Source organism: Celeribacter marinus, assembly GCF_965656515.1.
GTDB lineage: Bacteria > Pseudomonadota > Alphaproteobacteria > Rhodobacterales > Rhodobacteraceae > Celeribacter > Celeribacter marinus_D.
The window spans coordinates 1-15470 of record NZ_CBFHKW010000061.1 but is presented as its reverse complement, the minus strand read 5'-3'; the positions used below and the strand labels follow the sequence as shown (position 1 = coordinate 15470).

Annotated in this window: 14 protein-coding genes; 5 read left to right on the top strand and 9 right to left on the bottom strand. The window is 55.8% G+C overall.

From position 1 onward, the window contains the following. Positions 1–6 precede the first annotated feature (6 nt). The 9 genes from mgrA to ACTG34_RS11770 all read right to left on the bottom strand — a co-directional run bounded on the left by mgrA (position 7) and on the right by ACTG34_RS11770 (position 10639). Positions 7–1035, bottom strand: coding sequence for an L-glyceraldehyde 3-phosphate reductase (gene mgrA / locus ACTG34_RS11810; protein WP_439105101.1), 1029 nt, complete (start codon positions 1033–1035; stop codon positions 7–9). Positions 1036–1156: 121 nt separating this feature from the next. Continuing rightward, on the bottom strand, positions 1157–2296 hold the full coding sequence (locus ACTG34_RS11805; RefSeq protein ID WP_439105100.1) for a Gfo/Idh/MocA family protein: 1140 nt from the start codon (positions 2294–2296) through the stop codon (positions 1157–1159). Positions 2297–2320: 24 nt separating this feature from the next. After that, positions 2321–3076, bottom strand: a complete 756-nt coding sequence (locus ACTG34_RS11800; protein ID WP_439105099.1) for a sugar phosphate isomerase/epimerase family protein — start codon at positions 3074–3076, stop codon at positions 2321–2323. A gap of 22 nt (positions 3077–3098) precedes the next feature. Beyond that, positions 3099–3788 carry a D-lyxose/D-mannose family sugar isomerase gene (locus ACTG34_RS11795; RefSeq protein WP_439105098.1) on the bottom strand — a complete coding sequence of 230 codons (690 nt, stop codon included), beginning with the start codon at positions 3786–3788 and terminating at the stop codon, positions 3099–3101. After that, entirely contained in the window at positions 3785–6316 is a 2532-nt protein-coding gene (locus tag ACTG34_RS11790) for a beta-mannosidase (protein ID WP_439105097.1), read from the bottom strand. Before ACTG34_RS11790 ends, ACTG34_RS11795 begins: the two co-directional genes overlap by 4 nt. A gap of 54 nt (positions 6317–6370) precedes the next feature. Then, a complete protein-coding gene (locus ACTG34_RS11785) occupies positions 6371–7462 on the bottom strand; it encodes an ABC transporter ATP-binding protein (RefSeq protein ID WP_439105096.1) in 1092 nt (363 codons plus the stop codon). 4 nt (positions 7463–7466) lie between these two features. Beyond that, complete coding sequence (locus tag ACTG34_RS11780) at positions 7467–8384, bottom strand: carbohydrate ABC transporter permease (RefSeq protein WP_439105095.1); 918 nt, start codon at positions 8382–8384, stop codon at positions 7467–7469. Next, the gene (locus tag ACTG34_RS11775; protein ID WP_439105094.1) at positions 8377–9306 is read right to left on the bottom strand and encodes a carbohydrate ABC transporter permease; all 930 of its coding nucleotides are present in this window, start codon (positions 9304–9306) and stop codon (positions 8377–8379) included. The genes ACTG34_RS11780 and ACTG34_RS11775 overlap by 8 nt, the downstream gene beginning before the upstream one ends. Positions 9307–9406: 100 nt before the next feature. Continuing rightward, positions 9407–10639, bottom strand: a complete 1233-nt coding sequence (locus ACTG34_RS11770) for an ABC transporter substrate-binding protein (RefSeq protein WP_439105093.1) — start codon at positions 10637–10639, stop codon at positions 9407–9409. Between the two features lie 289 nt (positions 10640–10928). On the opposite strand from ACTG34_RS11770, the gene ACTG34_RS11765 reads away from it, so the two are divergent. From ACTG34_RS11765 to ACTG34_RS11745, 5 genes are all read left to right on the top strand, one after another. After that, positions 10929–11981: a LacI family transcriptional regulator gene (locus ACTG34_RS11765; RefSeq protein ID WP_439105092.1), complete on the top strand. Its 1053-nt coding sequence runs from the start codon at positions 10929–10931 to the stop codon at positions 11979–11981. A gap of 53 nt (positions 11982–12034) precedes the next feature. Beyond that, positions 12035–13090, top strand: coding sequence for a sugar phosphate isomerase/epimerase family protein (locus ACTG34_RS11760; protein WP_342842592.1), 1056 nt, complete (start codon positions 12035–12037; stop codon positions 13088–13090). A gap of 13 nt (positions 13091–13103) precedes the next feature. Further along, the gene (locus tag ACTG34_RS11755; protein ID WP_439105091.1) at positions 13104–14222 is read left to right on the top strand and encodes a Gfo/Idh/MocA family protein; all 1119 of its coding nucleotides are present in this window, start codon (positions 13104–13106) and stop codon (positions 14220–14222) included. A 119-nt stretch (positions 14223–14341) separates the two neighbouring features. Beyond that, positions 14342–14848, top strand: a complete 507-nt coding sequence (locus ACTG34_RS11750) for a TRAP transporter small permease (protein ID WP_439105090.1) — start codon at positions 14342–14344, stop codon at positions 14846–14848. A 1-nt stretch (position 14849) separates the two neighbouring features. Next, positions 14850–15470 (top strand): TRAP transporter large permease subunit (locus ACTG34_RS11745; RefSeq protein WP_439105089.1); only part of this gene is annotated, 621 nt, incomplete at its 3' end.

Genomic DNA, 15470 nt, shown 5'->3' with positions numbered 1-15470 from the left:
TCCGCTTTATTCGGACGACTTGGCCCAAAGGTTGATTTTTTCCTCATCGGCGTAGTCGTCAATGAGTTTGAGCTCCTCGGCCGAAAACTCCAGATTGCCGATTGCGCCAACGCAATCCGTCACTTGGGACGGTTTGGACGCTCCGATCAGCGCGGTGGTAATTCCGCCATCACGCAACACCCATGCAATGGCCATTTGCGCCAATGTCTGGCCGCGATTTTCGGCGATCTCATTGAGTTTGTTCAGGTTCTCTACCGCACGGTCAGAGATAAACTCTGGCTTGAGCGATTTGCCTTGGGTCGCGCGCGATCCCTCTGGCACGCCTTTGAGGTACTTGTTTGTCAGCATTCCCTGCGCCAGTGGTGTAAAGGCGATGGAGCCGACACCCAACTCGTGCAGCGTGTCCTTTAGGCCGTCATGTTCGACCCAACGGTTGAGCATGTTGTAGCTCGGCTGATGGATCACGCAGGGCGTGCCAAGCTCGTTTAGAATGCGCACGGCCTCGCGGGTGCGGTCGGAATTGTAGCTCGAAATCCCGACATAAAGCGCCTTGCCCTGACGCACGATGCTATCGAGCGCGCCCATGGTTTCTTCCAAGGGCGTATCGGGGTCAAAGCGGTGCGAATAGAAAATATCGACATAATCCAGACCCATACGGGTCAAAGATTGGTCGATAGACGCCATCAGATATTTGCGGCTGCCCCACTCACCGTAAGGGCCGTCCCACATGTGATAGCCTGCTTTGGACGAGATGATCATCTCGTCACGCAGGCCTGCGAAATCTTCCTTAAGGATAGACCCGAACGCAAATTCCGCGGATCCGGGGGGCGGGCCGTAGTTGTTGGCCAGATCGAAATGGGTGATGCCGTGATTGAACGCCGTGCGCAAAATCTCGCGCTTGGTATTATGGGGCGTATCGCCACCAAAGTTGTGCCACAGGCCGAGCGAGATCGCGGGCAGTTTTAACCCCGATTTGCCACAGCGGCGATACACCATTTTGTCGTAACGGGTGTCAGATGGGACATAAGGTTTCATGGCGACTCCTCCAAGAGTGGTTGGGACACCCGCCAAACGGGGGTGTCCGTTGTTTGCTTTGCCCTTAACTTGGTGCACACGAACGCGGTTTTCCACCGCTCTTTGCGCACAAGTGGTGGGCTTAGCCCATGAGTGCGCGCGCCTCGTCGGGTGTGACCGCTGCGGGACGCTCACAGGTTGTGGAAATGTCCACAAACTGGCCCGTTTCGCCCGATTTCATGATAGATGTCAGCACATCAATCGCGTGGGTCGCAAGTTCCAAAGAGCAGCGATGCGGACGCCCCTCCACGATGGCTTGTGCCATGTCGGCCACGCCCGCCGTGCGGTAGTTGGCACGATCATTGCCCTGCCCGTCCACCATGTTGGTGACAGAAAACGGATGCTCCCATAGAGGCACGTCTTTGACCTCTTGGTCCGTGCCAGCCATACGCACCTTGCCACCAAAGAAGTTCGGATCGGGGACAAAAATTGCGCCTTCAGTGCCGTAAAGCTCCATGTTTTGATGCTCATGCGCAAACACATCCCATGACAGCGACACGGTGATGGCGGCCCCGCTTTCAAACTGCAACAGCGCGTGGAAATTGGTATCAACAACCACGTCCAACACCTCGCCCTTGCGCGGGCAATCGGTGGTGATGGTGCGGGTTGCTCGGCCTTTGTTGGACAAGGCTGCCACACGGCTCACCGGTCCCAAAAGCTGCACAAGGTTGGTCACATAATACGGCCCCATGTCGAGCACGGGACCACCCCCCGGTTGAAAGAAAAAGTCAGGGTTTGGATGCCACATTTCCATGCCCGCGCCCATAAAGTGACAGGTGCCAGAGGTGATTGTGCCGACTTTGCCGCTATCGATAATCTCGCGCACCATCTGATGTGCGCCGCCCATGAACGTGTCAGGCGCAGACCCCACGCGCAAACCCTTGGCCTCTGACAGCGCCCGCAACTCTTCGCCTTCAGCGAGTGTGAGCACATAGGGCTTTTCGGAATAGGCGTGTTTGCCCGCGTCCAAAATGCGTTTCGTCACCTCGAAATGTGCCGCAGGAATGGTGAGATTGATGATCAGATCAATGTCGCTTGCGGCCAAAAGCGCATCGACCGTTTCGGCCCGAACGCCCTCGTATTCTGAGGCGCGCCCGTGAGCGGCCTCCATGTTGATATCGGCCACCGCGCGCACTTCGATCGCTTTGAAGTTGGGCGCAAGGTCCAGATATGCCTTGGAAATATTGCCGCATCCAATGATGCCAACGCCGAGTTGTGTCATGTGATATTCTCCCTGATGCCGTGCTTAAAACGCGGCGGCGTTGGTGATTGCAGTTTTGGCAAAGCGCGCGTGATCGGATGGGTTGTCATGCTCCATCACAAACACATCTGCCGCGGTGAACTCTTGGATCGCGGCCCAGATTGCAGGCCAGTCCATCGTTCCTGTGCCCGCATCGGCCCACCCGCCCTCGTCCTCTTTTTCACCCGTAGGTGCGAGGTCTTTGACGTGGACGGCGGTAATGCGTTTGCCGTATTTTTTCACGGTCGCAATCGGGTCCGCACCGCCGCGCACAACCCACGCAATATCCAGTTCGATATTGATGTGATCACCACCCTCAAGGATCAAATCCTCAGGCAATTCACCCGTTGGCAGGGCCACAAATTCAAAGTCGTGGTTGTGCCAGCCAAACACCAGACCCGCTGCCTTGATCGGCTCACCGGCCTTGGCCAAGCGCACACCAAACGCGCGCCATCCATCGGCATCGGTTGGCCGCTCGTCGGGCATAAGGTACGGCACATAGACGTGTTCAATGTTCAACTCTTCACAGATTTGAAGCACACGCGCAGGGTCATTCTCGACCATATCAAGGGCAAAGTGGCCTGATTTCATCTGCAAGCCGTTTTTGGCCAAGCGCGCCTTGAGCGCGTCCAATTGGTCCAACTCGTTGTAAAACGCGCCGTAGCCCTCGCACTGCGCATAGCCAAGAGCGCCAATCATATCGAGCGTCTCGTCGTTGCCCCAATTGCGCGATGAATAAAGTTGGTATGAAAAATCGGTCATTGTATCTCTCCTATGTCGCGTCTCACGCGAGCCATTTGTCATAATCGGACACCAGCAAATGCACGGGGTCCGTATCCTCGTCGATGGCCGCAAACCGTCCGATTGGTTCGCGGAAAATATTGTCTGTGCGGTCGTCGTTGACGTTGCTCACCTCGCCAATCAACACAGGCCCACCCTCGCCCCAAAACGCATGCCAATGCCACGGCTCAAGGGTCACACTTTCCCCCGGCTCCAGCTTGAGGTGTTCACCCGCCTTTAACGTCCGTTTGCGCCCGTCCGTGAGCACCTCGACAGGCGCAGTGGGATGGCACGATCCATCCTCGGCCCGCGTGAACAATTCCAACACCAAAGAGGCGCCACCACGGTTGATGATATCCTCGGTTTTGAACGTGTGATGGTGCATCGGGCTGATTTGATTTTCTTTCGAAATCAATAGCTTTTCAGCGTATAACATCCCCATGCCGCGTGCCACATTGGCGTCAGAGCCGTTGCGCACGGTGAACAAAAGGAGCCCCAAATCCTCGTAGTTGCCCTGACCATAATCGGTGATGTCCCAGCCCAACATATGATCGCGCACCATCGTGCCGCCGTCCGCAATGTAAGATTTCAGACCCGTTGGATTGAGGTAGGCAAAGGGCGGCATCACGAACCCGAACGAGCGCATGAATTTGTCGCTCTCTGCGATGATTTCATTGACGATTGAACGCTTCATATCTCGGCTCCATAGGTGGCAGTGTAAAGGTCACGAATTGTGAATTGTGGTTGCTCATCAGCGTGTTGCGGAACGAACGTGACCTTGACCTCTTGGTTCGGCAACATCGCAAACGCGTTGTTGGACATCCGCCCTTGCGTCGAGGCCTCAACCGCGACGAACAAGCCAAGCGCCTGCGCGCGCAACGTGATCTCATAAACGCCGTCCACCTCAACAATGGTATGGGCAATTTCGGGGTTAACGAGGTCATAGGTTTTCCACGCTTTGGGCGCATAGATATCGCCACCCGTTACCGCATCCTCGCCTACGCCAGCCTGCCATGTGAACACGTAAATCTCGTCGTCATTGAGCGTTCCGTGATCCAGTGACACCAGATCAAGCGCCTTGCTCGCCCATGCCGAAAGGGTTGCGTCGGCCAAGGGACGCACCACGCCGTGCATGTTCACGGCCGCGATTTGCACAGTTATATCAACGTTCTCGCCCGTATCGTTGACCACCTTAAAGTGGTCTTTGCCGTTCTCGGGGTTCACCACCACGCTCACCGGCGCATAGAATTTCTGCGTCATGTGATGCAGCAATTTCCACCCGCCGCCGTAATCGAGCGAGGACCATGAGCACACCGGCCATGTGTCGTTGAGCTGCCACACGAGCGCGCCCATACAGTGCGGTTTGAGTGAGCGCCAGTAGGTCACAGCCGTCTTGATCGCGAGACCTTGTTGCACCTGTGAGAGATACACAAAGTTCGGGAAATCGACGGGAAAACGGAAATAGCGGAACATCGTGGCCGCAATCCGTTCGTTGCCACCGGCGTTCTTTTGATGGCTCTCGAACACAGGTGCAGCGATGTTGCGGTCCTTTGCGTCCGTGAACGTCTCGATGATGCGGTTTGAGGGGTAGGATTGAAATCCGAATTCGGAACAAAAACGCGGTTTGATATCGCGGTAATGCTCGAAATCGCGGTTTTCGTGCCAGACCGACCAGAAATGCATGTCGCCAGACGTGTCGTCGTGCCACCCATCCCCAAAATTGAAATACCCCGGAGAGGGCGAGGACGGCCACCAAATCGCGTTTGGATCTTCGTCTTTGAGGGCCTTCTCCAACGTTCGGTTGAGGCGGTCATACATCACCAGATAGCGGTCGCGGTTGGCTTTGCTTTCATCAAACCACGTCAACGCACCAAGCAATTCATTGTCGCCACACCACAGCGCCATACAGGCGTGATGATGCATCCGGCGTACATTTTCACGCACCTCCGCCTCGACATTGGCCAAAAACGCCTCATCGGCGGGGTAGAGATTGCACGAGAACATAAAGTCCTGCCAGATCATCAGACCCATCTCGTCGCACATATCATAGAACCATGTCGGCTCATAGCGACCACCGCCCCAAATGCGGATCATGTTCATGTTGGCATCCACGGCGGATTGCAGCAGATCACGGACCTCCTCGCGGTCAATGCGCCCCGACAGGGCATCGGCGGGGATCCAGTTGGCCCCTTTGGCAAAGACCTCACGCCCGTTCACCTTGAATTTGAACGATGTGCCCGCGTCATCCTCTTGGACGACCAATTCGATATGGCGGAGCCCGACACGGCGCTCCATCACCTCATCACGCATCCGCACTTCGAGATCGTAAAGCGGTTGCATACCTTGACCTGCGGGCCACCAAAACTCGGGCGCCTCAATAAAGAACTTGGCTTGTGCGACGCGACCTTTGACCTGCGCCTCGCGGGTGCGGCCGCCAAACGACATCTCGACCGTGTCCCCCTCCGCATCGCCCGCGATATGCGCGGTCACAATCACCGTCACACTATCGCTCTCGATATCGTGGTGCTCTTGGGCGATGTGCAAATGGTCAAGGCGCGCCTGCGTCTTGGCGCAAATTTCCAACGCTCCGGTCACACCGAACGGCGCAAGCGCGATATTCCAATCCCACCCAAAATCGCATTGCGCCTTGCGCAACATATTGCCGTTCGCAATCGGCACCTGACCATCGTTGCGATCCGAAATTCCGGGGATATGGAACGTCTGAGCCGCCTGACGCGCGGCCCCTTCGGCCACCACAGAACGAAACTGCAATTCGATGTCATTAGTGCCAATTTTGGCCACCTCGGACAGATCAACGCGGTAGGTGCGAAAGCTGTTGTCAGCATTCAAAACCGTGGTGCCATTGACGACCACATCGACCACACCGTCGAGCCCCGCGGCCACCAGTTCGATATTGGTATCGGTCACCTCAAACTGACGCTTGGCCGCCCATTTACGTTCAGAAATCCAACGCAGATCATACTCGTTGCGGCCCCAATACGGATCGTCAATTTTGCCCGCATCATACAAGGCAGACACGCTATCAAAGGGCACACTGACAGGTACGCTATACGCACCCGTGTCATCGTGAAACGTCCAATTCTGTGTGAGGCGCATCGCCATCGCTCCTTTGAGATCAGCGTGGTCCAACGTGTCGGACCATCCGCCGCAAAACAGATCAAAAGAGCCGATCCGCACACATACGGCGTCCTGCTCTCTCATAGTGTCGGCACGGACAGGGTGATCCCGTCCGCGCCCGTGTTGGTATCAGATTGGCTACAGGCGCTCTTCGGTCACTTTGTCGAACATGGACGCACGAGCGGGATCAAACCCGACGCGCAACATATCACCCGTCTTCACCTTGGCCTGACCATCCAGACGGATACGGAACGGCTCACCCGCCACATGCGACCACACAAGCGTATCGGCGCCCATCGGTTCGACAATCTCCGCTTTCACGTCAATCATCACCGGCATGTCTTGGTCGATATAGACATGTTCGGGACGAATGCCGAACCACGCCGGCCCACCCGTTTTGCCCGCAGGGGTAAACTCGTAGCCCTTGAGATCAATCGTCAGGTCACCGGCCTTGAACACACCACTGTCAACATTGCCCTCGAAAAAGTTCATCGCGGGCGAGCCGATGAAATCAGCCACATATTTGTTGATCGGCTTGTCATAAATCCCATGCGGTGTGTCGAGCTGCATGATCAAGCCGCCCTTCATAATCGCGATGCGGTCCGCAAGGGTCATGGCCTCGATCTGATCGTGGGTCACGTAAATCATCGTGTTCTCAAGGCGTTGGTGAAGTTGTTTCAACTCCACGCGCAGATCCGTGCGCAATTTTGCATCCAAGTTGGACAACGGCTCATCGAACAAGAACACATCAACATCGCGCACCAATGCCCGACCGATGGCCACACGTTGACGTTGCCCCCCCGACAAGGCACCGGGTTTGCGGTCCAAAAGCGCCTCCATCTGAAGGATTTCCGCCGCCCGAGCAACGCGCTTCTCGATCTCGGCCTTTGGCATTTTTGCGTTCTTCAATCCGAACGACAGGTTCCCGCGCACGGTCATTTGCGGGTAGAGCGCATAGGATTGGAACACCATGCCAATACCACGCTCGGACGGCTCCGCCCACGTGACGTTTTTACCGCCAATGTGGATCTGGCCACCCGACACTTCGAGTAAACCGGCGATGCAATTGAGCAAGGTCGATTTCCCACAGCCCGACGAGCCGAGGAGCACCAGAAACTCGCCTTTTTCAATGTCGAGATCCAGGTTTTTGAGCACTTTGACCGCGCCAAAATTCAGATCGAGATTGCGGATAGAGACAGAGACGTTGTCGGTATCAATTTGAGTTGTCATGAGCTTAGCCTTTCACGGCGCCGGCGGCGATGCCGCGAACGAACAGTTTGCCGGAAACAAAGTAGATGATGAGGGGAACGAGGCCGGTGAGAAGGGTCGCCGCCATATTGACGTTGTACTCTTTCACACCCTGCACCGAGTTCACGATGTTATTGAGTTGCACGGTCATCGGATAGATCGCGGGCTTGGTATAGACCACACCAAACAAGAAATCGTTCCAGATACCTGTCACCTGAATGATCATGGAGACCACGAAGATCGGCAAGGACATCGGCAACATAATCCGAAAGAAAATCTGCCAAAATCCTGCGCCATCCACACGCGCCGCCTTGAACAGCTCCACGGGGACAGATGCAAAATAATTGCGAAATAACAGAGTGTTAATCGGCATACCAAAGATCGTGTGCACCATAACCAACCCGCCCAACGTGCCGTAAATGCCCATTTCACGCAGGATGATCACAATCGGGTACAGCATGATCTGGTAGGGAATGAATGCGCCAATGATCAACACGTTAAAGAACACTTCGGAGCCTTTAAACCGCCAAAACGAAAGCGCATAGCCAGACACCGAGGCCACGGCAACGGAAATGATCAACGAGGGGATCAAGATGCGCACGGAGTTGCCAAAGCCACGGCTCAAACCATCACAATTGATCCCTGTGCAGGCTTGCGACCATGCCTTGATCCACGGTTGGAACGTCAGATCGTTGGGTGGTGAAAAGATGTTGCCCGCACGCACTTCGGCCATGTCTTTCAGGGATGTCATCAACATCACATAGAGCGGCAAAAGGTAGTAGATCGAGAACACAATCAACGTGCCATAAACGATCAGGTTTGACGGCGTGAACGCGCGTTTGGGTTTGGGGCCAGACGGGCCGTTCACCATACGGTTCGGGGCGGAATTGGACATATCAACCATCTTTCTTGCCCCCGTACTGAAGGTAGACATAGGGAATGAGGACCACGACAACCATCGCCAACATCATGGTCGAGGCGGCGAAGCCTTGGGCGAGGTTTTGGCGCAAAAACAGTGTGTCGTAGACATATTTTGCGGGCACTTCGGACGAAATACCGGGACCGCCAGAGGTTTGGGCCACAACGAGATCGTAGACTTTGATGATCCCTGCGGAGACAAGCACAAGCGAGGTTACAAACACCGGCTTCATCATCGGAATAATGATCAACAGGTAGGTTTTGACCGTTGAAATCCCGTCGACTTTCGCAGCCTTCCAGATGTCCTCGTCAATACCGCGCAGACCCGCAAGCATGATGCACATGATCAACCCCGTGCCTTGCCATAGGCCTGCAATCAGGATGCCGAAAATTACGATATCGGGGTTGTAGAGCGGATCAAAGTTGAAACTCTCCCATCCAAGCCCGCGCACGATGGATTGCAACCCGAACTCTGGGTTCAAAATCCACTGCCACACGAGGCCCGTCACGATGAAAGACAGCGCAAAAGGATAAAGGAAAATTGTGCGAAACCCGTCTTCGAACCGAATTTTCCGGTCCAAAAGGGCCGCAAGAATAAAGGCGATGACAAAGGTTGCAATGAGACTACAAACCCCGAATATCATTAGGTTTTTGACCGAAACCAACCAACGAGCCGATCCCCAAAGACGCTCGTATTGATCCAATCCTACAAAATTGAGTTTCGGCAATAGTTTGGAGTTTGTGAACGAATGGACAATGGTCCAGATCGAACAGCCCACAAAGATCACGGTCGCCGTTAAAATCATAGGCAACGTCGCAATCTTGGCGTTGATATTCCTGAACAAACTCACTGGGCGCTTGGCAAAATCGCGCCCCGCCCCGATTTGTCCCGTGTCAGTTACAGCCATTTTAGAATTCCCCTCTCCTGCCCGCGCATGAACGCCAAAACGTCTTTGCGGACGAAAAAAGACCCGACCAAAGCCATGTTCGGTCGGGTCAATTTACGACTTACTCAGCTTCAGCGATGATCGCAGCATAGGCTGCTTGCGCATCGGCTGCGGTAATGTCGGATGACCAGAACTGGGTCATCAGGTCTTCGATCTGACCGGAGGTGTCAGGCGAAAGAAGCATGTCGCCGGACGGCATTGTGTTGCCATCTGCGAGAATTTTCAGACCTTTTTTCATACAATCGTTTGCGGCGGACAGATCAACGTCACCACGTACGGGGAGTGAGCCTTTGTTGAGATTAAACGCAACCTGAACCTCTTTGGACAGCATCAAAGACGCCAGTTCTTTTTGCGCCGCTTCGATCTCGGCATCGTCGTTCTTGGGGAAGTAGAACGCATCGCCCGCCGTATCGATCAGCTCGTTCATACCCAGACCCGGAAGACAGGTGTAGTCGACACCCGCAACCTTTTGCGCCACGGCGAATTCGCCCTGCGCCCAGTCACCCATGATCTGACCGCCGGCTTTACCTTCGATCACCATCGCCGTTGCGAGGTTCCAGTCCTGAACGTTGGTATTCTTGGAATACTCACGTGCTGCTGCTGCCGCTTCGAACACTTTTGCATAGGCTTCACCACCCGCAACGTCCGCGTTTTTGTCTTTGTTCACGGCGAGCCATGCTTCCGGACCGGCCAATGCAATCGCCATCACGCCGAATGCGCCCGAAGACTGCCAAGGCTGACCACCCATTGCCAGCGGAACGATACCAGCCTCGTCAAGTGCGGGCATCGCCGCGACGTATTCGTCCCAGTTTGTTGGAACGTCCATGCCATTGTCCGTAAATGCAGCATTGTTGAGCCATAGCCACTGCCACGAGTGGATGTTCACAGGAACGCAGTAGATGCGACCATCGAGTGTACAGCTATCGAGCAGCGATGCGGGGTGGATCACGTCTTTCCAACCTTCGGCTTCGGCAACGTCAGTCAAATCGAGCATAAGGCCCGCTTCGATCAACTCTTGTGCCTGACGGCCGTGGTTGAACTGTGTGGCGCCCATGGGATCACCGCCAAGGATGCGCGAGATCATGATCGGACGCGCGGTAGAGCCGCCACCTGCAATCGCACCATCAACCCAGTTGTGATCGGTTTTTTCGTTAAATGCTTTGGCAAATTGTGCAACAGCTGCAGCTTCCCCACCTGAGGTCCACCAGTGTGTGACTTCGAGGTCAGTGGCATACGCGGCGGATGCAGCAGCAGTGATCGCAGTTGCGCCCAAAAGCGTTTTTACAAGTTTCATTCGTGTCGTCCTCCCTAGATTACGTAAACGTTACAGGCGCGCCTGAAACGTTATAGATTTCGCAAACGCGCTAGAAATGCGATCAATGCGACCCTATAGTGTGAGTATGTCAGCCAAATTTGGTGAGACAAGAAAAATTATTAAAAAATGTCCTCAGTCCACATATTATTGCTGTTAGCGGTAACTTTGAGATGCAAAATGAGGGCAAAAAATTGGATGATTTGGGAGAATCATCTTTCGAGGACAGGGCCAAAACAGGTCAAAATCGCTCGAATCAGGGAGGACGCCGATGACCGATACGCCACCGCTCGATGACGATCTCATGCCGGGCGAACGCCCGACACTCAAAACGATTTCGCGGATCACAGGTCTAGCGGTCGCCACGGTTAGCCGCGCGCTCAATGATGCGCCCGACATCTCGGCGGACACCAAAAGACGTGTGCGCGAATGTGCCGATCGCATTGATTACCTACCCAACCGTGCGGGTGTGCGCCTTCGGACGGGCAAAACAAACGTAATATCGCTGATCGTGTCGACCGAGCATGACATTATGAACCACACCGCGCGTTTGCTGTCATCGATTGCGGGCGGTTTGCGCAATACACCTTACCATCTCATTGTGACGCCGTTTTTCCCTGACGAAGATCCGATGCGCCCCGTGCGCTACGTGGTCGAAACCGGATCGGCCGATGCAATTATCCTCAATCAAACCGAACCTGAGGATCCGCGCGTGGCGTACCTGATGAAAAAGGGATTTCCATTTGTCACCCATGGCCAAACCAATTGGTCCACGTCCCACCCGTACTGCGACTTTGACAATCGCACGTTTGCCGAACTGGGCATTGAGGCATTGGCGCGCCGCGGCCGCAGATGTGTGTTGGTTGTGGCCCCCCCTCCCTATCATTTCTACGGCAAAGAAATTCTAGACGGCACCAAAGCCGCAAGCGAGCGATTGGGACTGACCCGCCTTGTGCTCCAAGATGTCACAACAGACAGCAGCATTAAGGATGTGGAAACATCCGTGCGGGCGGCTCTCAACGCGCACCCTGAAATCGACGCAATTTTGTGTGGCTCGACCAATGCCACCGTGGCCGCCATCGGCGGTGCAGAAGCCGTGGGACGCGTCCTTGGCGATGATTTTGACGTTTTCTCCAAAGAAGCCACCACATTCCTGAATATCTTTCGCTCTCAGGTTCTGGTGGTATCCGAAGATGTCGGCGCCACGGGTGCCTCCCTTGCACGCGCCGCCCTGCAAGCGATTGAGCACCCCAGCCGCGCCCCCGTGCAAGAGCTTGCCGTCCCAACCTTTAACGATCCACTCGTTGCGGCAAAGCCCGCTTAGAGACCAACAGACCCGTAACTATCCATTCACATTTAACCAACACTGGAGTGACCATGGCATCGACAATGAAAGGCCCCGCCCTTTTCCTCGCACAGTTTGCAGGAGATGAGCCGCCGTTTAACACATTGGAAAACATCACCAAATGGGCTGCGGGCCTTGGGTATAAGGGCGTGCAAATCCCGACCTTTGATGGCCGCCTGTTCGATGTGGACAAGGCCTATGAGAGCGACACCTACTGCGATGAGATCAAAGGCATCTGCGCCGATGCGGGCGTTGAGATCACCGAATTGTCCACCCACTTGCAGGGTCAATTGGTCGCCGTAAACCCCGTCTATGACGAGGCATTCGACGCCTTTGCCCCCGCGCACCTGCACGGCAACCCCAAAGCCCGCCAAGCATGGGCCGTCGATCAAGTGACCAAAGTAGCGGCTATTTCGCGCAAACTTGGCCTTGATAACTCCGTGTCCTTTACAGGCTCGCTCGCCTTCCCTTACCTGTACCCATGGCCACAGCGCCCCGCTGGTCTGGTTGAGGAAGCCTTTGCCGAATTGGCACGGCGTTGGAAACCGATCCTCGATGTCTATGATGATCACGGCGTCAATGTCGGTTATGAAATTCACCCCGGTGAGGATGTATTCGACGGCGCGACATTCGAGATGTTTGTGGATGCACTGGGCGGGCACGCGCGCGCACAAATCAACTACGATCCCTCGCACTTCTTGCTGCAACAGCTTGATTACCTTGCGTTTATCGATCTCTATCACGACCGCATTTGCGCCTACCACGTCAAGGACGCCGAGTTTAACCCCGATGGGCGCCAAGGCGTTTATTCGGGTTATCAAAGCTGGACCAACCGCGCGGGCCGCTTTCGCAGTCTTGGCGATGGTCAGGTCGATTTCTCGGGTATTTTCTCCAAACTGGCACAATACGGCTACGATTCATGGGCGGTTCTGGAATGGGAATGCTGCCTGAAATCGCCCGAACAAGGGGCCGCAGAGGGCGCGCCGTTCATCGCCAGCCACATCATCGAGCTGACCGACAAAACCTTTGACGATTTCGCGGGTGGCGCGGCGGACAAAGCACAAATCAACCGTATGCTCGGTCTCTAGGGGAGATTTCCACATGCATAAGAAACTGAAACTCGGCATGGTCGGCGGTGGGCGCGGCGCGTTCATCGGCGGCGTTCACCGCATCGCAAGCCGCATCGACGGCGAATGGGAACTGGTCGCGGGCGCGTTGTCGTCAGACCCCGAACGCGCCGCACTTTCGGCCGCTGATCTGGGGATTGAGGCAGATCGCTCCTATGGCTCCTACGCCGAAATGGCCAGCGCCGAGGCCGCGCGTGCGGATGGGATCGACGCCGTGGCCATCGTCACCCCCAACCACATGCACGCCGGTCCCGCCATCGCGTTTTTGGAGGCGGGGATCAATGTGATCTGTGATAAGCCCCTCGCCCATACCCTTGAAGATGCTCAAAAAATCGCGGACGCCGTGGCCAAGTCCGGCAAGCAGTTCATCTTGACGCACAACTACACGGGCTATCCCCTGATGCGTCAGGCGCGTGAAATGGTTCAAAGTGGCGCTCTTGGCACGCTGCGCCTCGTCGCGGTCGAATACATCCAAGATTGGCTGACCGAACCCGCAGATCCCGACAACAAACAGGCTGCATGGCGCACCGATCCCAAACGCTCGGGCGCGGGCGGGTGCGTCGGTGATATCGGCACGCACGCGTTCAACCTTGCCTCCTACGTCACTGGGCTGGAGGTCGACACCATGTCGGCGGATTTGACCGCCTTTGTCGCGGGGCGCGCGGTGGACGATAACGTCGAATGTCGGTTCCGCTTCAAGGGCGGCGCAAAAGGCACGTTGTGGGCGTCCCAAGTGGCCGTGGGCAATGAAAACGGGCTGTCATTGCGCATCTACGGCGACAAGGCAGGATTGGAATGGCACCAAGAGAACCCCAACGTGATGAGCTTCACCCCGTTTGGCGAGCCAAAGCAAATCCTGACACGGGGCGGTGCGCAAAAAATCGGCTCGGCGCAAGCGCTGCGCGTGCCACCGGGTCACCCCGAAGGATACCTCGAAGGCTTTGCCACGATCTACAAAGAAGCCGCCGACCTGATCCGAAGCGGCGGCACATCCGGTCACGCACCGGGTATCGAGGACGGCCTAACAGGGATGCGATTTATCAAAGCCTGTATCGACAGTTCCGCCCGAGACGGGGCATGGGTCACACTTTAAGCATCGTGATGTGACCATTTATTGATCAAAGAGGACCGCAACGCGCAAGCTTTGCGGTCTTTTTGATTGAGACGTCCCGCGCCATTGGCGTAAAGGAAGGGCGGTATAAGGGGGCGGGTATGTATTGGCGTATTGAAAAATCGGTGGGCAGCCTTGCGCGCTTGACCGCAGTTCTGGGGGGTGTGGCGCTTTTTGCGGTCATCGTTTTGACCTGTGTCTCCGTCATCGGGAGGGCGCTCGATTTTGTCGGCCTACGGGCTATTGCGGGCGATATCGAACTGGTCGAGTTCGGCATCGGGTTTGCGGTGTTTTCCGCCCTACCCTATGCGCAATTTGCACGCACCCATGCGCGTGTTGACATGTTGCACCGCGTGTTCGGCCCAAAGATAAACCGCGTGCTCGATCTCATTGGCGATCTGTTCATGGCCGTATTTACGGCGCTCGTCGCATGGCGGCTCTATTTGGGGATGCTCGACAAGGGATCGTATGGCGAGACCAGTTTCATCCTCCAAATTCCAATTGTTTGGGGCTACCGCGCCGCCATGATCGCCTGTGGAGTCGGTGTGATTGTCGCACTTTTTTGTGTGATCCGTTCGGGGCGCGCGCTTTTGAACAAGGAGATTTAGGATGAGCCGTTTTGAAATCGGGCTATGGTCCTTTCCCGTGCTCTTGCTCCTGATCTTTTTGCGCATTCCGATCGGGGTCGCCATGTTCACGGTCGGATTTGGTGGGGCCTATCTTTTGAACGGCAACACAGTCATGGTGATGAGCCAACTCAAACACCTCGTGTACGGCGAGTTCTCATCCTATTCGTTTTCCATCATCCCGCTGTTCTTGCTCATGGGGCATTTTGCGACTTTGGGCGGCATGTCGGCCGCGCTGTTCAAAGCCTCCGAAACATGGCTCGGTCACCGCAAGGGCGGCGTAGCAATGGCCGCGATCGGCGCTTGCGCGGGGTTTGGTGCGATCTGTGGATCGTCCTTGGCCACGGCGGCAACAATGGGCAAAGTCGCTCTGCCCGAGTTGCGCAAATATGGCTATACGGGGCGTTTGGCCACGGGCGCATTGGCGGCGGGTGGCACGCTCGGTATTCTCATCCCGCCCTCGGTCATTTTGGTGGTCTATGCCATGCTCGCCGAGGAAAATATCGCCAAACTGTTTGTCGCGGCCTTTGTCCCCGGCATTTTGGCCGCTCTCGGCTATGTGATCTGCATCGCCATTTACGTGCGTGTGCGCCCGCATAGCTCT